Origin of the sequence: Gottschalkia acidurici 9a (genome assembly GCF_000299355.1) — a bacterium.
Lineage (GTDB): Bacteria > Bacillota > Clostridia > Tissierellales > Gottschalkiaceae > Gottschalkia > Gottschalkia acidurici.
The window spans coordinates 968679-991623 of sequence record NC_018664.1 but is presented as its reverse complement, the minus strand read 5'-3'; the positions used below and the strand labels follow the sequence as shown (position 1 = coordinate 991623).

Sequence of the window (22945 nt, the reverse complement as noted above, 5' to 3'; positions counted from 1 at the left end):
CAATAAAATTCTTAGAATTTTATTGTTTAGGCTTTTCTATATCTAACATAACTACATAATACTTTTTTCTAGTTCATTCTTACACGCTATAGTTATTTCATCATTAGGATTTATATTATACGCTTTAAGAATATCTCTTTGAGCATTTTCAATATCATTCATTTGCAAATATGACATTCCTCTATTGCACATAATTTCATAATCATTAGGTCTTAACTCTATAGCCTTCGTAAATTTTTGTATTCCACTTATAGTTTCTCCCAAATATACTAAACATAATCCTAATTCATTTATCGCGTCTACCTGATCCTCTTCTATTTCTAATACTTTTTCGAAGTATCCTTTAGCTTCTTCAAATAAGTTTAATTGTCTAAAGCCTAATCCTATCATAAAATATAAGTTCCACCAGTTTTCGTATTTAGGTTCCAAAGGAAGTAATTTATCTAGACCACTTTGTGGATCACCGTTCAATATACTACTATATCCTTCTTCATATATAACATCATCTTTTATAGAGTCTAAGTTTTCTCTTACTTCCTGAAGAAGTTCTTCTTCTTTTCCTATTCTTAAAAACTTCTCCCATGTCAATTGACACTTTTTAAATTCACTTCTATTTTTATAATGATATCCTAGTTTGTAATACGCTAAATGAAAACTAGAGTCAGCATTTAATATTTCCTCTAATATTGTTGTTGAACCATTTAAAAATGCATTTGCAAGTTCAGTGTCTTTTAAGTTGAGTGATTCTTTAGCTCTTTCTTCAAGGGCTAATGCATAGTTGTATTTACCATATAAATTATCTTCATTTAAAAAGTATAATGCTCTTAACCCTATTAGTCCACTTTCTAAAGAACCTTCGTTTATACTTTTTAGACTTATATAAAGTATATACTCTTCTATTTTTTTATCATAGCTATATAATATCTTTTTATAGGCTTCAAAATATTTAAACTCTGGATCTACCCCTATAGTATATATTATACCCTTTATAAATGAAGCAAATTTTATCTCATCTAATCCATCTCCCCTTTGTATTTCATCTATAAGCTCATCTACTACTATAGGAAGCGGTATTTCTTTTTCAACTTTATGTCCACTTACTTCTATATATGAATCTGGCTGTATTTCTATAAAGGATATGTTCTTCGTTTTCTTCTTAAAATAATTATCTAGTCTACTCATAAAGTCCACCTTTTCTTTAGTTTTACTATTTATACGTATTTCTCATAAACATTCTTTTTCTTCTTGTACTTGTACTAAGTAGTTCAAATAATACTCCTCTATATATCATAGTAAACGAGAATATAGCTTGCCCTACAAAATATATAGCAATTCCTTTTAGCGACATTATATTGAGATTTGATCCAATACTGGTGTTAAATAAATTAGTTATAATACTTCCTGTTACTATATATATTAAACCTAACAGTATAATATTAGGAACTAACCATTCAATCCAATTTTCTTTCATATATTCAAAAGTATATTTTATAGCATCTAGTCCTGAGTAGTGTTTTTGATATATTACTTCCGGAAGAGGGTTTATTGCAACTAATACTAATAAATTGATTATGACCACTATTGTTCCAGTATCTAAAGATCCACCTGAACTAGCAGCAATCATAGGCACTAACCCCCTAATAAATATCATTTCTGCAATCCATCCAATAAAAAATATTCTTATTAGCGGACTCATATAAACTCTATATCCTAATTTAAAGTCTTTAAAGTCAAACTTTTTATATTTTATAATATTATAAAGTATATAAAGGTAACTTGAAAGCATAGCTACATATAGAATATACTGTAAAACACCTGCTACTATATTTAAAACTGGTACTCTAAAAAATGGTGATAACAATAGGGTCGCAATAATAGTAATTCCTAAGTATATTAGCCCTGTAAATATAATTGTCCAATTTTTTTTAAACATTTCAAATGCTTTTTTAATAGTATTTTTGTTAATATAAATTATATCTTTTATAAAATTCATCCTTACGCTCCTCTCTCTTTTAAATATCTTTTTGTAATATCGAATACCTCACATTTATCAAATACCTTATTTTCTAGATTATAGACAAATAAATAAATTCTATTTACATATTTTATAGATTCCTTTTTATATTTATTTTCTATAATATATTTGATATCATAATTAAACCCTTCAAAATGAACATCGTTTAATATCCTCTTAACAGGAGTATCTGCATATCGTGGAAGATATGCTTTTAAGTTCTTATCATTTTGTAAGAAATCATGCCTCATAGTCTTTAAATTTTCTTTTTTCTCATTATTAAGATACTCAGGTATATTAGGAGACTTTGTATTAAGTATTAAATCAAATTTAATAAATTCACGTATTAATTCAATATCTCCTTTTACAAATCCTTCAGAAAACTCATAGAGCTTTTTATACAAAGAAAGTCTGTTGTGTGAGGCTTCATTATACTTTTTAGTTTCCCAGAAATCTGCAAACTCACTATAAAAGTCAAATGGAGATTCAAAGAAGTTCTCAATAATATATTCTATAGAATTTTTAAAGTATCCTTCATTTCCATACTTTTCAACTAAGTCTTCTATCTGCTTTAATTTCAAAAGCTCTCTATAGCTAATATCTTTAGTTTCCATAACCTCATAAGACGGCTTATTTATGAACTTAAATCCATAGTCATCTTTCCTTTTCCTTAATTCTGATCCTTTTAATAGTTTTAAAAATCCTAGTTGAAGCTTATGTGGTCTAAGCCCATATACATCATTAAATGATTTCTTAAAACTATTGTAATTTTCATGTGGAAGTCCCGCTATTAGGTCTAAGTGTAGATGTATATTATTATAACTATTTATTTGATCTACAACCTTAGATAACTTATTGAAATCAGTTTGTCTATCTATAGCCTCTAGTGTCATAGGATTTGTAGATTGTACTCCTACCTCAAATTGAAATAATCCCTCATCTACAGTTCTAAGAAATTCAAGCATATCATCTTCTATTAGGTGTGCTGTAACTTCAAAGTGAAAGTTTATATCTTTAACATTTTGGCTTATTATAAATCTCATTATCTCCATCGCATATCCTTTTTTAGCGTTGAAGGTTCTATCTACAAACTTAACCTGTTTAACTCCCAAATCTATTAATTTTTTGAGATCACTTTTTACTCTCTCAATTGAAAAAAATCTAACACCTTTTATTGTAGATGATAAGCAAAATTGACAGTTAAAAGGACAACCTCTAGAACTTTCAAAATAAACAATTCTATTTTTGAACGCCTCTATATCGTCATCAAAAGGTGAAGGTATAGAATCCAAGTTTTGGATAAGATCTCTTGGAGGGTTTACATATATATTTTCATCTTCTCTATGAACAATACCTTGTACATTTCTAAAATCTTTTTTATTTTTTATATTCAAAAGTAACTCTTTAAATGTTTCTTCTCCTTCTCCATATATTATAAAATCTATAAAAGGATTCTCTTTTAAAATCTCTTCGCTATTATATGATACTTCGGGTCCACCTAGTATTATAGTTATATCTTTATTTATAAGTTTTAGCCTCTCAGATATCTCTAATATCTGTTCTATATTCCATATATAACTTGAAAAAGCCACTATATCAGGATTCTTCTTAAATATCTCACCAGTTATATAATCTGTATTTTGGTTTATAGTATATTCTTCTATTTCTATATTAGGAAATTCATCTTTACAATAACTTTTTAAATATCTTATAGAAAGAGCTGTGTGTATAAATTTTGAATTTAACGTTGTTATTAAGATGTTCATGTTTTTTATCTTCTTCCCTTCTTTAGTTTATACATTGAGTAAGGAGTTACAGCAAGTTCATAAGTTCCTGTAACTCCTTACTCAATATCTATATCCTTCTATATGAATAAATCTTATATCTGTATAATAATAGTTTGATAGTCTATAGTCAAATCTATCATCAGTATGCGCTGCTATAAAAATATTATCTGGATTTATAGGTCTTTCTATCCTTACAACTACTGGTGAATGATTAAATATATTATCCTGTTCAAAGTTTAATTGTACAATATCTCCTATTTCTATCTCCTTTATATCACAGAGCCTCCCTACAGGTCCCCTTCCTTTATTGTTTATTAAAAACTTATATAAATATTCTACACCTGTCCAAGCTGCTGCTCTATCATTTAAGTTATTATAATACCATCCAGTCCATTTCGTATAGTTCATAGGGCAACCTCCAGCATATAGAACTTGTGATGCAAAGTTTGTACAGTCACCCCCTAGATCTTCAAAGTCATAAAATCTAGGATTTCTGTCTAATGCCCATCTCTTAGCATATCTATAAGCATTTATTCTATTGTACGGAAAAAGCTCTGTATCTGTTTTTTTAAAGTTATAGTCCACAGAATTCACCTTCCTTTATATACCTTACATTTTACTTTATTTGCATGAATCTCACTTCGCTTAATACTCTATATTATTTAAAAATCTACATGTGTGTTACTAAGTCATTTTTAATCTAGTTATAAACTTGAGCTCATTTATTATTTTTTTAATGTGAAGGTATTCTTACTTCTTTATAGAAATAGAATAATAGATAGAAATATAGTTTATATTATCGAATTAATGAAGGAGGCTCTTGGAAATATGCAAGAATTCGACAAGATATCAATATCTGAACTTTCAAAGCAAAATATGTTCATGATTTTACATGCACTTGAGTATACAGGTAAAAGTACAAATGTAGATACCTTTATTGAACTTAAAAACAATATAATTAAAGAACTAAGTGAGTTAGCAGATGCTACTGAAGATGAGTTTATGAACTATCTACAAAAAGAATCTATTTAATAAAAAAATCAAAATCGCTGTCGAATTTTCTATTGATAGCGATTTTAACTTAATTATCTTTCAATTTTACAAATCTATAAATTCCAGCTCTAGTTTTTACATAACTTATAATAAATCTATCTCGCTCACCCTTATATATAATCTGACATTTATTTAAAATATCATGACTAAAAGCTTCGTCATAGTTATATTTAAATATATCAGTATCTTTATAACTTTCTATATATAAACTCTCCGGATTTATTCTTCCTTTTCTTAATTTTGTTATATACGAACATAAGCTTTCTATAAAGTTTATATCTTTTATATCCCTACTTATAATTTCTCCTTTTATCATTCCAACCAGCCCATGTGTAAAAAAGTTTCCATTATCTTTTTCATATATATAAGTTTCACTTTCTTTCAAAATATATAGGGATTCTCTGAGTGTATTAAATTTTTGATTTATATTTATTCCATTTAGAAAACTTATGATATCTATTTTTGTTCTTTCAAATTCTATAACATAATTTTTACAGTATGTATCTTTAGGCATTTTGTAAAAGTCATCACATTCAAGTAAATCTTTTTGTGAAAAGTTTATTATTTCTTGTTTTAGTGTTTCTAATATATCTATGTATTCATAATCTTTATATTTTAACTTTAAGAAAAGTATCTTAGATAGTAATACGTATTCTAAAAGTATCTCTATATTTCCTGAAGTATAAAGTATGTTTTTTATAGTTTCTTTTTTCACAGTATGCCAGTTTTGATTAGCCAAAGTAATAGGCACAATTCTAGCATATATAGTTTCATCAGTACTATTCCAATACTCTTTAGTATAATTTTTATCTATAGCATTTATTATATCTTTATTATATCCATGTCTATAACTTTTCCACAGTTTTAGTTCTTCTAAAAACCTTTTATAATCTATAATGTTTCCATCATTACTTTGTGAAGGTAATAGTGATTTAATAGTAAGTATCATTATCTCCACCATGTATGACCACTGATTTTGTTCATACTCCTCCACTATGGGCTTCTTTCCCTTACTTTTATAGTCTAGAACTTCAAAGTAACTTGCATTCATTATAAAGTTTTTTATCATGCTTTCCTGCATTGACTTAAACACTCCTTTAAATATAAAAAGCTAGGATTCACCTAGCGAAGTTATTCTTTGGTTTTAGTTTTTCTTAAAATTATAAATCCAATTAAAATTAAGACTATTGGAAATATAGAATCTAATATTGCTACTTTAATATGATTAGGAATAATAATAATTCCCAAAGATAATATTTCTATTAAAGACTGTTGTATAAGCAATATGCATCCTAATCCAACAAACCCAATACCTATATATTTTGGCTTAACCTCTCCTAAGTGAAATTCTGAAAATAAATCTTCTTCAACTTCACTTCCAGATTCCAGTTTCTTTCTAGTATGATATGCATCAAAGAATGCGTAGAACCAAATCATAATATTTAGTATAGTAAAAGATCTAGCTGAATATATTAAATCGGTTATAACTATTACACCAAAAAATAAAAACATAAACTGGAGTCCTTTTTTCATAAGCCCTAAATACATATGGCCTCCACCTGGAATTAAGGAGCATATCATAGCTAATATTTTGTTATATTTTTTATTGTCATGAAAGTCAAAGTCTTCATCATCATAAAAGTCGTTGTTCAATTCAATCGCTCCTTGCTTTATATTTAAAATATGCCTGCTATCTCTTTCATACTTTCTGAAATTTTATCTATTGGACTTAATATCATTTTATTTATTCCTATACTACTTTTATATATTTCTGAAAATAGATTTACTGGTTTATATTGAGTTATATTAAAAACAGCAGCGACTGCTCCTGCCGCTATAATACTAGTAACCCATTTAAATATAAAAGTTTCTTTTATGCTTTTTTTACCCTCGTATACTTTAACTTTACTTATAACACCGCTAGTAAAGTCAATAGGAGTTATAACCGTATTGTGATTTGACAAAATAAAGAACATCTTTTCCATATCATCATATTCTTTTTTGCATCGGACACAATTGGATATATGTTTCTTTATATTAAACGCCTCTATATCAGTAAGGCTTTGCTCTATATATCTATCCATTTTATCCATTGCTTCCTCACATTTCATTTATATTCCCCTCTCTTATACACGCTTTAGCTACTCTTTCTTTTAGCATTCTTCTAGCCCTATAAAGCCTTGTTTCTACGGTTCTTTCTGGTATATCTAACGCTTTTGCTATTTCTTGATAAGTCATTTCATTAAAATGATACATTATAAGAACAGTTTTATACTTGTCTGATAAGTCATATATTAGACTGTGTATTTCTTGTTGACTTTCATCTTTTACTATTCTTTCATCCGGCATTAGACTTCTATCTGGTATATCTATAGTTTGATCTTTATTCTCTTCATTAACCATATTTGAGAAGTTTATATTTTTCATCTTTTCTTTTTTCTTTTTCCAATCTAAGCAAGTGTTTACGGATATTCTATATATCCATGTAGATAGCTTACTTTCTCCTCTAAAGTTTTTTATTTGTCTATATATCTTTAAAAAAACTTCCTGAGCTAAATCTTGAGCTTCATCATAGTCATTTGTAAATTTATAAGCCATTCCAAACACTCTATTTTTATACGAGTTCACTATTTTATCATAATTAGAATAATTCCCACTTTTCAACTGTTGTATAATTTGATTTTCATTCAATTTAAAACACCACCTACCTAACTATCATTTTAGTTAGTTTTTAATGTTATATTTCCATTATTCACTCTTACATTGAATAAAGGCTTTAGATTTTGTCTAGTTTCATTTATACTACTACTACTGGCACTCTCTATTATATTAAATCCTATATTATCATATATAGTTCCATAAGTAGTAACTATATTGAACTTTCCTTTTTGCTTGCTTGGCAATTCTATATTTACATCTGAATAGTCACAGTATATCTCTACATCTTTATCTATTGCTTTTTCTAATTTCAAAGATGTGCTTCCACCATTCGAGCTAATATATATATTTCCAAACGAACTCTCTATATTATTTTCACAGTATTGGCTATGAATATTTATATTTCCAACTATATTTTCTGCTTTTACATATCCGTAGTTCACTTTCAAGTCTATATCTCCGTTAATATCTTCTAGTCGTATATCTGAATAGTTACTGCTTATAGTTATAGAGTTCTCAACATCTTCAATCTCTATAGCACTATAGTCACTTTTTATTTCTATATCTACATTTTTAGGAACAATTAATATATATCTAACATCCTCAATATTCATATCATTTATATAGTTACCCTTAGCTTTTTTTTCTATTGTTGATGTTATTTCAGTAATATTTCCGTCTTCATTTATTTTTAGAATATTATTTGTTGCTTTTTTTTCCTTATCTATATCGTCATATTTATAAGTGCCTGATACATATACTTTTACTTCATCATCATTACTTTTCTTAACTATTATATCACTATATGAGTCATTTAATATAATTTTTTTATTTCCTTTCAAAACCATATTATTAGAAACTGACTTTTCATACTTGTGTCTTATTCTTGCATGTTCTTTCACATTATCAAATCTTTGTATAGTAGTTGATGTCATAGCTATACTACTCACAATAGCCACAACCAATGATGTGCTTATTATATCTAGCTTTACATTAATATCTTCTTGATTTTTAGCCTTTAAATTATTAATTATTATCTCTAATCCAAATAGCATTATAATAGACGGCCATAACATTGAAAATAACTTAACTATATTATATCCTATGAATTTTTGAAGAAGTATAGTAAATCCTAAAGCCATAAGTAGAACAGCTAAAGTAAATCTACCCGTCTTTATGCTTTTCAATTTAACCCTCCTCCAACTATCTGCATTAATATATATGACAAATAGTTTTTTTAAAACCCTTCACTATATTGAAAAAAATAGCACCGTCTAAAACGATGCTATTATAATTTACTTTACATTTTCTCTGGTGTTTCAATACCAAGGAGTCCTAGTCCAGTCTTTAACACTACAGATACGGAGTAAACCAATAATAATCTAGCTTTTTGTAAACTCTCATCCTCTACTATTATAGGACATTCATGATAGAATCTACTGAATGCTTGAGCTAAGTCTATCACATGTTTAGATATAAATGAAGGTTCATTTTTTTCCATAGCTGATACTATAGCATGCGGGAATGTTTCTAATAATCTCACCACATTTATTGACTCATCATTATTTAGTAGTGAATAATCTATATCAGTAGTTATATCATATTGAGCTCTACTCAATACACTTTTTGCTCTAACGTAAGTATATTGAACATAAGGCCCTGTTTCACCTTCAAAACTTAACATCTTATCCCAGTTAAATACTATATCTTTTATTCTACTGTTACTTAAATCATTAAATATAACTGCACCTATACCAACCATTTTTGCAACTTCATCTTTATTTTCAAGCTCTGGATTCTTTTCTTCAATTACTTCTCTAACCTTTTCTATTGATCTACTTAGAAGATCATCTAAAAGTATAACATTTCCTTTTCTAGTTTGAAGCTTTCCTTCTTCTGTACTAACTCTACCAAATGGAACATGTTCTAAGTTTTTAGCCCAATCATATCCCATAAGTTCTAGTACCTTAAAGAACTGTGCGAAGTGTAGGTTTTGAGCATAATCAGTAAGATAGATAGCCTTTACAAAATCAAATGTTTCTTTTCTATATATCGCAGCAGTTATATCTCTTGTAGCATATATAGTTGTTCCATCACTTTTAATAACTAAACATGGTGGCATTTTGTACTCCTCTAAATCTACTACATATGCCCCTTTACTTTCTACTAAAATATTTTTTTCTTTTATCATTTCAACTACTCTATCCATTTTATCCTCATAAAAACTTTCACCTGTATAGTAGTCAAAATCAACCTTTAGTAATTTATATATTCTTGAAAACTCTTCTAAGCTTAGTTCTACGAACCATTTCCAAATCTTTTTAGCTTCTTCATCATTGTTTTCTAGCTTTTTAAACCACTCTCTACCTTCATCTTCAAGAGTGGGATCTTTTTCAGCCTCTTCATGGAATTTAACATATAGCGATTGTAGTGCCTTTATAGGTTCTTTTTCTATATCTGCTTTATTACCCCACTTGTTATATGCACATATCATCTTACCAAATTGTGTTCCCCAATCTCCTAAGTGGTTAACCCCTATAGGATTAAATCCTAAGAATTTATATATTTTATATATTGAATTACCTATAACAGTTGATCTTAAATGTCCAACGTGAAATAACTTTGCTATATTAGGAGATGAATAGTCTATAACTACCTTTCCGCCATTTCCCATAGTACTTGAACCAAAGTTTTCTTTTTTATCCACAACTTCTTTTAAAACGCTCTCTAATAATAGTGCTTTATTAACAAAGAAGTTAACATATCCACCTGTATTTTCTATCTTTTCAAAGTATTTATTTCCTTCTAAACTCTTTGCTATATCTTCTGCTATTATATTAGGAGCTTTTCTTAGTGTCTTTGCAAATCTAAAACAAGGTAGTGCATAGTCTCCTAACTCATAGTTAGGTGGTACTTCTATTATTGTTTCAATATCACTTTGAGTAAATCCATCTACCTTTTCACTTATTAATTTCGTTACTTCGCTTTTAAAATCTATCATAAATTAATCCTCCTTATTTAACTTCAAGTTTTTAACACAAAAAGATCTCGTCTCTAAATAAAAGAGACGAGATCTTAATCCCGTGTTGCCACTCTAATTAGTATATATACTAAAAGTTATATACTCACTCTATTCCTATAACGTAGGAAATACGTCTAATTTTACTCATTTCAAATAGATTCTCAAGGTCTCTTTTCAGATATATTTATGTATTAGGCTTACACCGTCCCCAACTCGCTTAGACATAACTTAAATCTTACTCTTCCTTTCGCAGAATTTAAGTATATTTAATATGTTTGATAATTTGAGATTATAACATATATTTTAGCTTTTTTCAATATATTAGATTATTTAGTTTCTGCTTGTATTATATATTATATTCGTTTCAAAATATTTTTTATTTGTGATAAGAGGGAATATTTTATTTAATAGCTGTCAATAAGCTTGCTTATTAAGCCTAACCCAAGCAAAATTATTAAATAATTTCTCATAAGTATCGATTGCCATCTCTAAAGCTTATTTTTATTTTTCGAACTATTAAACTGTTTTTATTATCAGCTTAACAGTTCAAATATTTAAAGCAACCTACATTTTTCTAAATTTCATTCTATTCCACTACAAAACTACGAAGAAGGTTTCTTGACGCATTTAATAGTTCTAAATAATTTTCACTTGTCACTTCATCTTCAGGATCATATTGTACATCTGATGCAAACTCAGCTATATAGTAAACACCGCTATCATAGTTTAATAAATACCCTGGAATAATGTCTAACACTTGTGGACTATAAGTTTTAGAAACTCTAAACAATAGACCTCCCTCATCTTTTGTTTTATCTCCATGGCTATATGCATCATAAAAGATAACTCTGTTTTTACTTTCCTTTATTATTAGTTTATCTTTAAGTTCACTTGGTATTTTTAAACTAAATCCATTTTCTAAAGACTCATATTTAAAATAATTTTCTTCTTCTAAATATCCTTTTGTTGTATAATCTCCTACTATCGCTACTCTATTATTGTTGTCCCAGCTTACTTCTCTATTAAAAACTTCAGATATAAATCTCAAAGGAACATAAGTTATATTGTTTTTTATAAACGGTTTTACATCAATTGTTAATATCTTTCCATTAAATATAGCTTCTTTTTTGCCAATACCAATTTGTAATATATTTTCTGCATTTTCTATCTTAACAGTCGCTGTTTCAGAATCCCAATGTACATCATATCCTAGCTTTTCACTTATAATTCTTAAAGGAACTATCAATCTACTATCTTTAAGAATTGACTCATTTCCGCCTTCTACTAGTTCTCCATCTATTATAGTGATTATATTACTTTCTTCTATTGCATAACTCGGAACAGATACCATTAAAAGAATAGTAATTATAAAAATAGAAATAACTCTTGACACCCCTATCAACATCTCCTTTTTTAAATAATACTAATTTATTATAGAACCCAGTAGTAAACTTAAGTCTATATTCATATTGCCTTTGATTATATATTAGTGGCTTTCACAATATAATGTTACATTTATTTTAGAAACTTTCTATATGATAATTTGGAAGTGTAACATAAATTCAAACATTTGATTTATATTCACATGAAATCCTATCATAAATTATATACGTGTCAAATATAGAATTATTATTTATAGCTTGTTTTTGTATATATAATATTTATATTGATTTAATCTTGTCTTTTCTCAAATTCTTATTTTATAAAATAGTATACAACTATAGATAAAGGACTTGTGTAGTAATCACAAGTCCTCTTCAGTATATATCTTTATTCCATTTTTCTCTAATAACTCAGATGTTACTCCATTTCCTTTAATGATAGTCTTCGAAAAAGTTCCATCATATATTTTCCCATATCCACAAGAAGGACTTCTAGCCTTTAATATTGCTTTTTTTATTCCCATCATTTTTGCTATTTTAAGAGTTTCTTCTGCTCCCTTAAGAAAGTTTTCTGTTACATCTTTTCCATTGTTTGATATAACTTTTACATTTCCATTATCAGGCACTATTTCGCTAGGTAGTCTAGGGGTGCTTAGACCTCCTAATTGTTCTGGACATACTAAAATAGCTTTACCTTCTTGTACTAGTTTTAAGATCTTTTCATTTTTATTGTTTTTCCCATCATATTTACAGTCTATTCCTGCTAAGCAAGCACTTATTATATACATTTTTTCACCTACTTAATTTCAACTACAGTTACTCCAGTTCCACCTTCACCGTAGTTACCTAGTCTACTTGCTTTTACATGTCTATGTCTTTTTAACAACTGTCCTATTCCTTCTCTCAGTATACCCGTACCTTTTCCGTGAATGATATTAACAACTTTTAATCCTGCTAGGTATGCATCGTCTAAGAACTTGTCTACCTCTAACATAGCTTCTTCTAAATTCTGTCCTCTAAGGTCAAGATCTGATTTTACATTCACTGATTTACTTTTTATAACAGATTTTGCTGACCCTTTAGTTTGTACTTTACTTTCTTTCTTAGACTTTTCTATAGTATCTAGTGGTACTGTTATCTTCATTATACCTACTTGAACTAAAACATTTCCATTTTCATCTGGTGCTGATAAAACTGTACCCGTTTGATTTAATGAAAGTATTTTAACATTCTCTCCTATGTCTACACTAGCTAGAGGTTTTGCACTTTTCTTAGATAATATCTGTTCAGATAAGTCACCTTCTATATTATCTATATTTCCTTTAAGTTTTTCCTTAGCTTCTTGTAATCTTCTACTTTGTTCTTTTTCTATTTCTATAGATACTTCTTTTAGTTCATTTAGTATTTCTTCAGATTCTGCTCTTGCTTTTAACAGAACATTTCTAGCTTCTTCTCTTGCTTCTCTTAGAATTTTTTCTCTATTATTTTCTATTTTTAATGTCTTTTCTTCTAATTCTTCTTTTAGTTGATTTACTTCTCTTCTAAGTCTATTAGCTTCTTCTCTGTTCTTTTCAGTTTCTATTCTGTCTTTTTCTATACTTGCTAATACATCCTCAAATGCTATGTTCTCTTTAGATATAAATTCCTTTGCGCTATCTATTATAAAGTCCTGAAGTCCTAGTCTTTTAGAAATTTCAAAAGCATTAGACTTTCCTGGTACTCCTATTAATAGTCTATATGTTGGGCTAAGAGTTTCCACATTAAACTCTACGGATGCATTTTCTATACCTTCAGTTGTAAGTGCATATACTTTTAACTCACTATAGTGAGTAGTTGCTACGGTTCTTATCTTTCTATTATAAAGATAGTCTAATATAGACATAGCTAATGCTGCTCCTTCAGTAGGATCAGTCCCAGCACCTAATTCATCAAATAATACTAGAGAATTATCGTCTAAGTTATTAAGAATATCTACTATATTTGTCATATGAGATGAAAATGTACTTAAACTCTGCTCGATACTCTGTTCATCACCGATATCTGCAAATATATTTTCAAATACAGCCATTTCAGTTCCATGTTCTACCGGAACTTGTAGTCCTGACTGCATCATAAGTGTAAAGAGACCTACTGTTTTTAATGTAACAGTTTTACCTCCAGTATTCGGTCCTGTGATCAAAAGTGTAGTGAAATTATCACCTAAGTAGATATCCGTAGGAACTACATCTTTAACACCAAGTAATGGATGTCTACCTTTTTTAATATTTATATATCCTCTGTTGTTTATGTTTGGCTTACTTCCATTCATATCTAGTGATAATTTTCCCTTTGCAAATATAAAGTCTATTTGGCTAAGTATCTTTTGATTTGATCTAATTCCTTCATTTTCTTCTCCGACCATCTCACTAAGTTCTGTAAGAATTTTTTCTATTTCTTTCTTTTCATTAAGCTTAAGTTCTTTCAGCTCGTTATTTAAGTTTACTATTGCCATAGGCTCTATAAATAAAGTTGCCCCACTAGATGATTGATCGTGAATAAGTCCAGGAAATATACTTCTATATTCTTGCTTTACAGGAACTACATATCTCTCACTTCTAATAGTTATAATCGCATCTTGAAGATACTTTTTATTTGTACTAGAGTTTATTATAGAGTTTAATTTAGTTCTTATATTATCATTTTTAATTTGTATTTGTTTTCTTATATTTCTTAAGTTAGAACTTGCATTGTCAGATATCTCTTCTTCGCTTACTATAGCATTAAAAATATTATCTTCTATTTCTCTATATGAGTTTAAATCTCCAATCAAACTCTCTAGTATTGGATAGCTTGAATTATTTTCATCTTTTTCTTGTTTTAAAAATCCTTTTATCTTTCTTGCTGCTCTTATAGTATCAGCTACTCTTAATAATCCGCCCGGAGAAAGTATACCACCTATTTCTGCTCTTTTAACTTCTGATAATACATCATGTATTCCCCCTAATGGTGGACTCCCTCTTTTTAAAAGTAAACTAACTGCTTCATCGGTTTCATCTTGTAGATATTTAACTTCCTCGTAGTTTAAACTTGGACTTAGTTTTAAAGCTATTTCTTCTCCTAGAGATGATTCCGTCTTATCTGTTAATTTTTCTATTATTTTGCTATACTCAAGTACCCTTAAAGTCTTTTCGTTCATATACTCCTCCTATAATACACCTCTAAAAAAGTGACCGTTAGTTATCCCCTCTTTAGTTTTAAGCTTATCTACAAACCTCTCTATTTCACTTATGTCTATTTTTCCATTAGCAAAATCATAATATGCTGCTTGTATATCTTTTACTTCTTCTTCCAAGGTAAAGTCTAATCTAACCATATCCACTTTACTAGAGTATATTTTTGCCAAATGCTCTGGAACTACTATTGGCTGACTATTGTAGATAATAGTACTATTTTCTTTTCTTTTGAAATCAAAAATCATATCTTTTCTATCTAAAAGTCCATAACCTTCTCTTAAGTTACAATTTTTACATTCTTTCATGGATTTACAGTTTTTTATTACTGACATAGGACAGTGTTTCATAACCATTACAGGTAAATATCCATATCCTATTACTTCGTATTGCATAATATCACTTCTACATATTTTCTCTATCTGACTAAGTTTGAGTTCTGGCGATAGTGTAGAGCTACTTACTTTGTTTTCCGAAAGCAATTTTACTGTAGACGTGTTAAATATATTTAAACCTATATCACAGTGAATTTTAGTATCATATCTATCTTTAACAAGTTTTAATGTACCTAAGTTAGACACACTTATTCCATCTATATCCTCTATTATTTTATCAAATATTTCCTGTAGTTTGTTAAACTCTTTATTTTCTACTATTTTTTCTGTTGATATATATACTTCCTTATTATATTTCTTAACTTCTTTCACTAGGTCATCTATATCTTCTTTGAAATTTAGATACACTCTATCTAATTTATCAAGATTTAATTCTTTAAATTGCCCGATATTGTCTACCTTTACACTTATTTTTCTACTTTTATTTTCATTTTTTCCCGGGAAATTAAAAAGTTCTTTTATTTTCTCTTCTAAATCACTTCTTTTTACTATTATTCTACCATTAAAATTACCTCTTTTTTCAACTAGCTTTGATATAGCTTCTCTTCTTAGCTTATTCAGTACACTTACGGGTACCATAACTTCATCTTCTAGTGATACTTCTATACTCTCCAATATATAAGGAGTATCCCCTAATTTCTCCATTTGACCTCTAACTTTTTCTTCTGTCAAACTAACTTTCATTGCCTTCTCAGCTAATTCTTCACTTTTAACTACTGCTTGGTTTTCATTATCTAATACTTTTAGACATACAGGTTTTCCTATCTTTATTTCTATTTCCATGTATATTGGATGTTTTTTATTCTTCTTACTTTTTTCAAAACTAGCTCTAGCTTTTTCATTTAAGTCTATATCTAAAGTTTTATTTACTATATCACCAGGTTTAGCTTCCCTAATACATCTTATCTTAGCAACATTCTTATTATCAATAGTTATAGAGTCTATTATAAGACCTTTACCTTCTCCATCTTTTCCTACTATTTCTATTCCGTCGCCTTTTTTTAGAGAGTCCTCTAATTTTATATAAGTAAATTCTCGATCTGCCTTGATAACTTTTCCTATATATATCCCCCTATTATTAGGCTTATCAAGTGATACTATATTTCTTCCAAAGTCTTGCTTCAGGAATCCACTAGTAAACCCACGATTAAACATTTGAGCTATATCTTTTTGATCCTTTTCTGTTATACTTTTCTTTTCTTTACCTAATATGTTGTCTATAGCTTTTCTATATCTATTTACTATTACTGCTACATATTCTGGCTTTTTCATTCTTCCCTCTAATTTCAGAGAAATTACACCTGCATTTATTATATCGTTTAAATTTTCTATACTATTTAAGTCTTTTAAGCTCATTATATGTTTTTCATCAAATTCTCTGTTTAATGATTTATTATTTTTAGTATCTACTATTGTATATTTCATTCTACATGGTTGGGCACAAGTTCCCCTATTTCCACTCCTACCTCCTATCATACTACTTATCAGGCATTGTCCAGAGTAACTAACACAAAGCGCACCATGTACGAAAGTTTCTAACTCTATATTATTTTTTTCACTTATTTCTTTAGTTTCTTCTACCGATAATTCTCTAGCTAGAATAGCTCTTTTAAATCCTATTTCTTCTAGAAAACTTGCTCCCATATAGTTATTTATACTCATCTGTGTACTTCCATGTATCTCGAAGTCTGGAAGCATTGTCTTAATAATTCTATATAGTCCTAGATCTTGTATTATGAGTGCGTCCACATCTATATTATAAAGATATATTATATAGTCTATAGCTTCTTTTAACTCTTCATCTTTTAATATTATATTTACTACTACATATACTTTTACATCTCTTAAGTGAGCGTATTCTACAGCTGATTTAAGTTCATCATAATCGAAATTAGATGCATATTGTCTGGCGTTAAAAAGTTTACCTCCTAAGTAAACAGCATCTGCTCCATTTTTTATAGCTGCATATAATGACTCCACACTTCCAACCGGTGCTAGTAGTTCTAGTTCTTTTAACATAAATACATCCTCTCCAAAATTAAATAAAAGAGTAGTAGCCTACTCTTATTTATTGTTATTTCTAAGTTCTATTATAAGGTTATTAATCGTTGTATTCAATCTATTGATTTCTTTTTCTACCTGTGAAAATCTTTCATCTATATACTGTGATGTTTTTCCCTCACCATGTATTCCTAAATCTTTCTTTGTAACAGGCCCTTCTTCTTCTTTTAAGATAACACTAAATTGACCACACGATTCTATAGTCATCTTTTCAACCACTGATTCGTCTTCTAGACCATAGCCTCTGAGCTCTTTTCTTACATCTTCATAACTTATTTTTTCTTTTTCTAAATTCTCTCTTATAAGCTTTCCACCTTCAATTAATACAGTAGGCTCTCCTTCTATAATCTTAGCCATTTTCTGACTCTTTATTGTGATTTTTGAAAGTATTAGCTCTAAGCTCGCCAATGTAGCTATTACTAGCACTCCATCATGAAAAGGCACCTTTCTTTCGACCATCATGAATGCCATTACATCTCCTATACTTGCCATAAGTACAAAATCAAAAGGGCCTAATTCTCCTATTGATCTTTTACCCATTATTCTAACTATCAAAAGTGTTACAAAATATCCACCAAATGCTCTTAACATATAAATTGGATCTATAGATAAATGATTGTGCATAGTATTCCCTCCAAAAAAAACATGTTTCGTTTAGTTTTCCAGAGTAAACTATTTCTTATTCACTTGATTATTTATCTAGTAACTTTAAAGATTCTTCCAATTGCTTCTTCATCTGTACTATTTCCATTTGATGTTCAAATATTTTATCTTGTAAATCATTTATTATTTTTTGATTGCTTAAAAGTTCATCTTCTTTTATTTGTATAGCGTTTTCAAATTGTTTGTTCTTTTTAGTCAATTGTTCTATTTCATTTTTCGCTTTCAATAGTTGCTCTTTATATGGTTCATTTTCTTCTTTTAAATTTTTTATTTCATTCTCATTTTCTTCTATTATAGATTGTATTTTTGTTTCACTTTCTTCTTTTATAGCTTTTACTTTAGCTTCGCTCTCTTCTTTTATAATTTCTATTTTAATTTTAGTTTCTTCTAATTCTTTTTTAGTTTCTTCTAGTTCATTCAATGGCTTTACTACATTTTCTTTTATATCTTTTAATTCATATGACTTTTTATAATATCTATCCGCTATATTAAAAGCAGCTAATACTCCCGCCATAGTATTGCTTAGCTTGCTATTTTTATCCAATATTTCTTTTATATTCTCATCTACATATCGTGCTATTTCTTTTATATATTCTTCTGATTCTATACTTACTACAGTATAGTCTTGCCTATTTATATTAACTATAACTTTTTTTCTATCAGTCACAACGCTAACCCTCTCTTTCAACCTATCTAATTACTATTTCGTCTTTATATATGTATTTTCCTTTATATTTTATAAGAGTTATATTTAATTTTATTTCTTTTAGTATTATAACATAAACTATGTTAATCTTTTATGTTATTCTTAGCCATTTAACTTAGAGTAACATAAAAATAAAGAATAGAATCCTAAAAGTTTAAACTAAACTTCTGGAATTCTATTCTTTAATTGATATTAACTCTCTAAGAGTATTGATTGCCTTAGATCACTTAAAATTTTTTTAATTATTTACTTATACTTAGCTTCTTAAAGTTGCATTTAATTTTTCTTCTAATTCTTGTAAAATCTTATCATGCACTTTTACTACTTCTTCATCTGTTAGTGTCTTCTCACTTGATCTATATACTATAGAGTAAGCAACACTTTTCTTTCCTTCTTCTACTTGACTACCAGTATATACGTCAAATAACTTTATACTTTCAACTAATCCTTTTCCATTTGCAAGAATTATTTTTTCTATTTCTCTAACCAATACATCTTCATCTATTAAAAGTGCTATATCTCTAGCTGTTGATGGATATTTAGGAAGAGGCTTATATTTTTTCTCTAAGTTTGATAACTCAACTATAGCATCAAAATCTAATTCTCCTATTAGACATCTTTCTTTCATGTCATAGTTCTCAAGCACGTCTGGATGTATTTCTCCTATTATTCCTAAAACTTTATTACCTACTACTATTTTTGCAGTTCTTCCTGGATGGAAAGTTGTATTGTCTGATACCGGCTCATATTCACTTTCACTTATTCCAAGTCTATTTAATAATTCTTCTACTACTCCTTTTAGTGAGAAAAAGTCTACTTCTCCATACATTCCTAACGAAAGAAGTTTCTTTTCTTCTGGAAGTTCTGTAACTGGTAGTTGTTTTGGTATGAAAGTATTTCCAACTTCGAAAGTAGATGCACTTTCAACCCCATATTTATAGTTTCTTGATAAAACTTCCATTGTGTTTCCTATAAGTGTAGTTCTCATTACACTATAGTCTTCTCCTAAAGGATTTCTAAGTTTAATATAGTTTCTCTTTGGATCATCCTTAGGTAGAGCTATTTTGTCATAAGTTCTAGGGCTTATAAATGAGTAAGTCATTATTTCATTTAGACCAATACCATAAAGTATATTTTTAGCCATATCTTCTAAAACTCTAGTTGCAGACTTTTCTCCTCTTGTTAAAGTTCCTACTAAAGGTGCAAATCCTATATTATCAAATCCATAGATTCTAGCTATTTCTTCTACTAAATCCGTTGCCATTTCTAAATCATTTCTAAATGTAGGTCTTTTAGATATATATACGCCGTCTTTGAATTCAGTTTCTATTTCTAATTCACTTAGTATTTCTATTACTTTTTCTCTAGCTATTTCTTTTCCTATGATTTTAGCTATCTTTTCTTCTGGAAGCTCAATAGTTCTCTCTTCCACTTTATTTTCATATACATCTATAACTCCGCCGATTACTTTACCAGCACCTATTTCTTCTATAAGCTGACAAACTCTTTCACAAGCTATTTCTGCAGTATTAGGATCTAATCCTTTTTCATACTTAGTAGATGCTTCTGTTCTAAGTCCTAGTTTTTTAGAAGTAAGTCTTACACATCTACCTTTAAAGTTTGCTGATTCTATAAGAATATTTTTCGTATTTTCAGTTATTTCTGTATCAAAGCCCCCCATAACTCCTGCAATTGCAACTGGGTCACTTTCATCTGCTATTACAAGCATAGAAGGATCTAACTTTCTCTCTACTTCATCAAGAGTTTTTATTTTTTCCCCTTCTTTTGCTTCCCTTACTACTATCTTCTTACCTTTTAGTGTATCAAGATCAAAAGCATGTAGTGGTTGACCGAATTCCAGCATAACATAGTTTGTTATATCCACTATATTATTTATAGGTCTTACTCCTGCTTCCATAAGTCTAGTTTGCATCCAAATTGGAGACTCTTTTATTTGTACATCTTTTATAACTCTAGCATAGTATCTTTTACAAAGTGACGAATCTTCTACTTCTATTCCGTTTAAGAAGTCTTTAATATTGCCTTCTTCATTTACTATGCTTATCTTTGGTGCTTTTAAATGTTCACCTAAAGTCGCAGCCGTTTCTCTAGCCATTCCAATAATACTTAGACAATCTGGTCTATTAGGAGTTATTTCGAACTCTATAACCTCACCAGTTAATGAAAGTTCTTCTTTTATATCAGTTCCTAGTTTATAGTTTCCATTTAATATATAGATACCGTCTTTTTGGTTCTTAGGTATTACATTGTCTGCTATTCCTAACTCTTCCGCTGAACAAAGCATTCCAAAAGATTCTACTCCTCTAAGCTTACCTTTCTTTATCTTAACTCCTCCTGGTAACTTTGCTCCTACTTTAGCAACGGGAACTATATCTCCTTCACTTATATTGTTAGCTCCAGTAACTATTTGAACTACTTCTGTTCCTGTGTCTATTTGAGTTATTACAAGTTTATCTGCATCTGGATGTTTTTCTATTTTTAATATTTTACCTACAACTACATTTTCTACACCTTTATCAACACTTTCTATAGTCTCAACATGTGATCCTGAAGCTGTAAGTTTTTCTGCTAATTCTTTACTATCTATCTCAATATCAACATAATCATTAAGCCACTTAACAGGTACTAGCATTTTATCATTCCTTTCTTATTTCTATCAGTAATAATTATAATCTCGCTCTATTTTACAAAAATATTAAAGTTGATTCGCTACTTAAAATTGTTTTAAGAATCTCATATCATTTTCAAATAATAGTCTTATATTATTTATTCCGTATTTAACCATTGCAATTCTATCTACACCTAATCCAAAAGCAAATCCACTATATTCGTTTGGATCTATTCCACAGTTTTCTAAAACTTTAGGATGTACCATTCCACAGCCTAAAAGCTCCATACTCCATCCTGTTCCTCCGCAAACACTACAACCTTCACCTAAACATTTGAAACAAGTTACGTCTACTTCTAAACTTGGTTCTGTAAATGGGAAGTAATGTGGTCTAAATCTAGTCTTCATTTCACTTCCGAATATTTCTTTTATAAATAGATCTATAGTGTGCATAAGATTTTGTACTGTAACATGTTTATCTACAACTAATCCTTCTAGCTGGTGGAACATTGGTGAATGAGTATCATCAACATCATCAAATCTAAACGTTCTTCCTGCTGATACTATTCTAATAGGTGGCTCAGTAGCTTTCATAGTTCTTATTTGAACTGCAGATGTATGAGTTCTTAAAAGAATATCGTCATTTATATAGAACGTATCCGATTCATCTCTTGAAGGGTGATTCTCTGGTGAATTTAGAGCATCAAAGTTATTATATACAGTTTCAACTTCTGGCCCTTCAACTATATCAAATCCCATATTCATAAATATATTTTCAAGCTCTTCCTTAACTAAAAGTAGTGGATGTCTATGACCAAGAGTTACTGAACTTCCTGCCATTGTAACATCTAATTTTTCTACCTTTAACTTTTCAAGCTTTTCTTTGTTTTTAAGGTTGTTCTTCACTTCTTCTATCTTTTCTTCTATAGCTTCTCTAACCTCATTAGCTATTTGACCTATTACTGGTCTTTCCTCTTTAGTTAAGTCCTTCATACCTTTTAATATGTTTGTTAGTTCACCTTTTTTTCCTAAGTATTCAATTCTTATCTCTTCTAACCCATTTAAATTGCTTACACTATCAATTTTTGAAAGTACAATTTCTTTTATATTCAATAATTTTTCTCTCATGATAATTCTCCTTTCTTACTTTTCTATATATATACACAATAAAAAAGACTCCGTCCGCAAGGGACGAAGTCTTTCCGTGGTACCACCCTAATAGCATAGTTTTATAATAAAATTATGCCACTTAACTTATTTAACGGTAATCCCGAATAAGCTTACTTATATATTTCAGCCTATTTGTTCAGGAGTGAACTTCTGTGTCTAGAGCTTTGGAAGTACTTTCAGCCATGATACTTCCTCT

The 22945-nt window shown here is 28.9% G+C and carries 19 protein-coding genes and 2 other annotated features (1 of these 21 running past the window's edge); of the genes, 1 reads left to right on the top strand and 18 read right to left on the bottom strand.

All coding sequences use genetic code 11. The annotated features are described in order from the left end of the window. Positions 1-51 precede the first annotated feature (51 nt). The 4 genes from CURI_RS04440 to CURI_RS04425 form a co-directional block, all read right to left on the bottom strand. Complete coding sequence (locus tag CURI_RS04440) at positions 52-1182, bottom strand: tetratricopeptide repeat protein (RefSeq protein WP_014967084.1); 1131 nt, start codon at positions 1180-1182, stop codon at positions 52-54. Positions 1183-1207: 25 nt separating this feature from the next. Next, positions 1208-1993, bottom strand: a complete 786-nt coding sequence (locus tag CURI_RS04435; RefSeq protein ID WP_014967083.1) for a hypothetical protein — start codon at positions 1991-1993, stop codon at positions 1208-1210. A 2-nt stretch (positions 1994-1995) separates the two neighbouring features. Then, a complete protein-coding gene (locus tag CURI_RS04430) occupies positions 1996-3780 on the bottom strand; it encodes a B12-binding domain-containing radical SAM protein (protein ID WP_014967082.1) in 1785 nt (594 codons plus the stop codon). Between the two features lie 81 nt (positions 3781-3861). Further along, entirely contained in the window at positions 3862-4386 is a 525-nt protein-coding gene (locus CURI_RS04425; RefSeq protein ID WP_014967081.1) for an amidase domain-containing protein, read from the bottom strand. A 243-nt stretch (positions 4387-4629) separates the two neighbouring features. Between CURI_RS04425 and CURI_RS04420 the strand changes: the two genes are divergently transcribed. Continuing rightward, a complete protein-coding gene (locus CURI_RS04420; RefSeq protein WP_041701539.1) occupies positions 4630-4833 on the top strand; it encodes a hypothetical protein in 204 nt (67 codons plus the stop codon). 49 nt (positions 4834-4882) lie between these two features. Here the strand turns inward: CURI_RS04420 and CURI_RS04415 are convergent, their stop codons facing one another. The 14 genes from CURI_RS04415 to pheS all read right to left on the bottom strand — a co-directional run bounded on the left by CURI_RS04415 (position 4883) and on the right by pheS (position 22707). Further along, the gene (locus CURI_RS04415) at positions 4883-5935 is read right to left on the bottom strand and encodes a hypothetical protein (protein ID WP_014967079.1); all 1053 of its coding nucleotides are present in this window, start codon (positions 5933-5935) and stop codon (positions 4883-4885) included. 50 nt (positions 5936-5985) lie between these two features. Further along, positions 5986-6507, bottom strand: a complete 522-nt coding sequence (locus CURI_RS04410; protein ID WP_014967078.1) for a hypothetical protein — start codon at positions 6505-6507, stop codon at positions 5986-5988. Between the two features lie 23 nt (positions 6508-6530). Beyond that, positions 6531-6965, bottom strand: a complete 435-nt coding sequence (locus CURI_RS04405; protein ID WP_014967077.1) for a zf-HC2 domain-containing protein — start codon at positions 6963-6965, stop codon at positions 6531-6533. Then, positions 6955-7545 carry an RNA polymerase sigma factor gene (locus CURI_RS04400; RefSeq protein ID WP_014967076.1) on the bottom strand — a complete coding sequence of 197 codons (591 nt, stop codon included), beginning with the start codon at positions 7543-7545 and terminating at the stop codon, positions 6955-6957. The genes CURI_RS04405 and CURI_RS04400 overlap by 11 nt, the downstream gene beginning before the upstream one ends. 29 nt (positions 7546-7574) lie before the next feature. Further along, positions 7575-8699, bottom strand: a complete 1125-nt coding sequence (locus tag CURI_RS04395) for a hypothetical protein (protein WP_014967075.1) — start codon at positions 8697-8699, stop codon at positions 7575-7577. Positions 8700-8812: 113 nt separating this feature from the next. Beyond that, on the bottom strand, positions 8813-10513 hold the full coding sequence (argS, locus tag CURI_RS04390; RefSeq protein WP_014967074.1) for an arginine--tRNA ligase: 1701 nt from the start codon (positions 10511-10513) through the stop codon (positions 8813-8815). A 59-nt stretch (positions 10514-10572) separates the two neighbouring features. Then, positions 10573-10794: a binding site (T-box leader), on the bottom strand. Between the two features lie 326 nt (positions 10795-11120). After that, on the bottom strand, positions 11121-11927 hold the full coding sequence (locus tag CURI_RS04385) for a copper amine oxidase N-terminal domain-containing protein (RefSeq protein WP_014967073.1): 807 nt from the start codon (positions 11925-11927) through the stop codon (positions 11121-11123). Between the two features lie 351 nt (positions 11928-12278). Next, complete coding sequence (locus tag CURI_RS04380; protein ID WP_014967072.1) at positions 12279-12704, bottom strand: 2-thiouracil desulfurase family protein; 426 nt, start codon at positions 12702-12704, stop codon at positions 12279-12281. Positions 12705-12712: 8 nt separating this feature from the next. Then, complete coding sequence (locus tag CURI_RS04375; RefSeq protein WP_014967071.1) at positions 12713-15091, bottom strand: endonuclease MutS2; 2379 nt, start codon at positions 15089-15091, stop codon at positions 12713-12715. Positions 15092-15100: 9 nt separating this feature from the next. Continuing rightward, positions 15101-17539 (bottom strand): U32 family peptidase, encoded by a 2439-nt coding sequence (locus CURI_RS04370; RefSeq protein WP_014967070.1) that lies wholly within the window; start codon positions 17537-17539, stop codon positions 15101-15103. 45 nt (positions 17540-17584) lie between these two features. Next, positions 17585-18205 (bottom strand): DUF421 domain-containing protein, encoded by a 621-nt coding sequence (locus CURI_RS04365; protein WP_014967069.1) that lies wholly within the window; start codon positions 18203-18205, stop codon positions 17585-17587. 67 nt (positions 18206-18272) lie between these two features. Beyond that, positions 18273-18911 (bottom strand): cell division protein ZapA, encoded by a 639-nt coding sequence (locus tag CURI_RS04360; RefSeq protein WP_014967068.1) that lies wholly within the window; start codon positions 18909-18911, stop codon positions 18273-18275. Positions 18912-19206: 295 nt separating this feature from the next. Next, positions 19207-21603: a phenylalanine--tRNA ligase subunit beta gene (gene pheT / locus CURI_RS04355; RefSeq protein ID WP_014967067.1), complete on the bottom strand. Its 2397-nt coding sequence runs from the start codon at positions 21601-21603 to the stop codon at positions 19207-19209. 81 nt (positions 21604-21684) lie between these two features. Then, entirely contained in the window at positions 21685-22707 is a 1023-nt protein-coding gene (gene pheS, locus CURI_RS04350) for a phenylalanine--tRNA ligase subunit alpha (protein ID WP_014967066.1), read from the bottom strand. A 56-nt stretch (positions 22708-22763) separates the two neighbouring features. Continuing rightward, positions 22764-22945, bottom strand: a binding site (T-box leader); it runs 44 nt beyond the window's last position.

What these genes read in the sequence shown, in the direction of transcription:
- CURI_RS04440 (WP_014967084.1), bottom strand. Translation starts at nt 1,182, where the DNA reads ATGAGTAGACTAGATAATTATTTTAAGAAGAAAACGAAGAACATATCC.
- CURI_RS04435 (WP_014967083.1), bottom strand. Translation starts at nt 1,993, where the DNA reads ATGAATTTTATAAAAGATATAATTTATATTAACAAAAATACTATTAAA.
- CURI_RS04430 (WP_014967082.1), bottom strand. Translation starts at nt 3,780, where the DNA reads ATGAACATCTTAATAACAACGTTAAATTCAAAATTTATACACACAGCT.
- CURI_RS04420 (WP_041701539.1), top strand. Translation starts at nt 4,630, where the DNA reads ATGCAAGAATTCGACAAGATATCAATATCTGAACTTTCAAAGCAAAAT.
- CURI_RS04415 (WP_014967079.1), bottom strand. Translation starts at nt 5,935, where the DNA reads ATGCAGGAAAGCATGATAAAAAACTTTATAATGAATGCAAGTTACTTT.
- CURI_RS04405 (WP_014967077.1), bottom strand. Translation starts at nt 6,965, where the DNA reads ATGAAATGTGAGGAAGCAATGGATAAAATGGATAGATATATAGAGCAA.
- argS (WP_014967074.1), bottom strand. Translation starts at nt 10,513, where the DNA reads ATGATAGATTTTAAAAGCGAAGTAACGAAATTAATAAGTGAAAAGGTA.
- CURI_RS04380 (WP_014967072.1), bottom strand. Translation starts at nt 12,704, where the DNA reads ATGTATATAATAAGTGCTTGCTTAGCAGGAATAGACTGTAAATATGAT.
- CURI_RS04375 (WP_014967071.1), bottom strand. Translation starts at nt 15,091, where the DNA reads ATGAACGAAAAGACTTTAAGGGTACTTGAGTATAGCAAAATAATAGAA.
- CURI_RS04370 (WP_014967070.1), bottom strand. Translation starts at nt 17,539, where the DNA reads ATGTTAAAAGAACTAGAACTACTAGCACCGGTTGGAAGTGTGGAGTCA.
- CURI_RS04365 (WP_014967069.1), bottom strand. Translation starts at nt 18,205, where the DNA reads ATGCACAATCATTTATCTATAGATCCAATTTATATGTTAAGAGCATTT.
- pheT (WP_014967067.1), bottom strand. Translation starts at nt 21,603, where the DNA reads ATGCTAGTACCTGTTAAGTGGCTTAATGATTATGTTGATATTGAGATA.
- pheS (WP_014967066.1), bottom strand. Translation starts at nt 22,707, where the DNA reads ATGAGAGAAAAATTATTGAATATAAAAGAAATTGTACTTTCAAAAATT.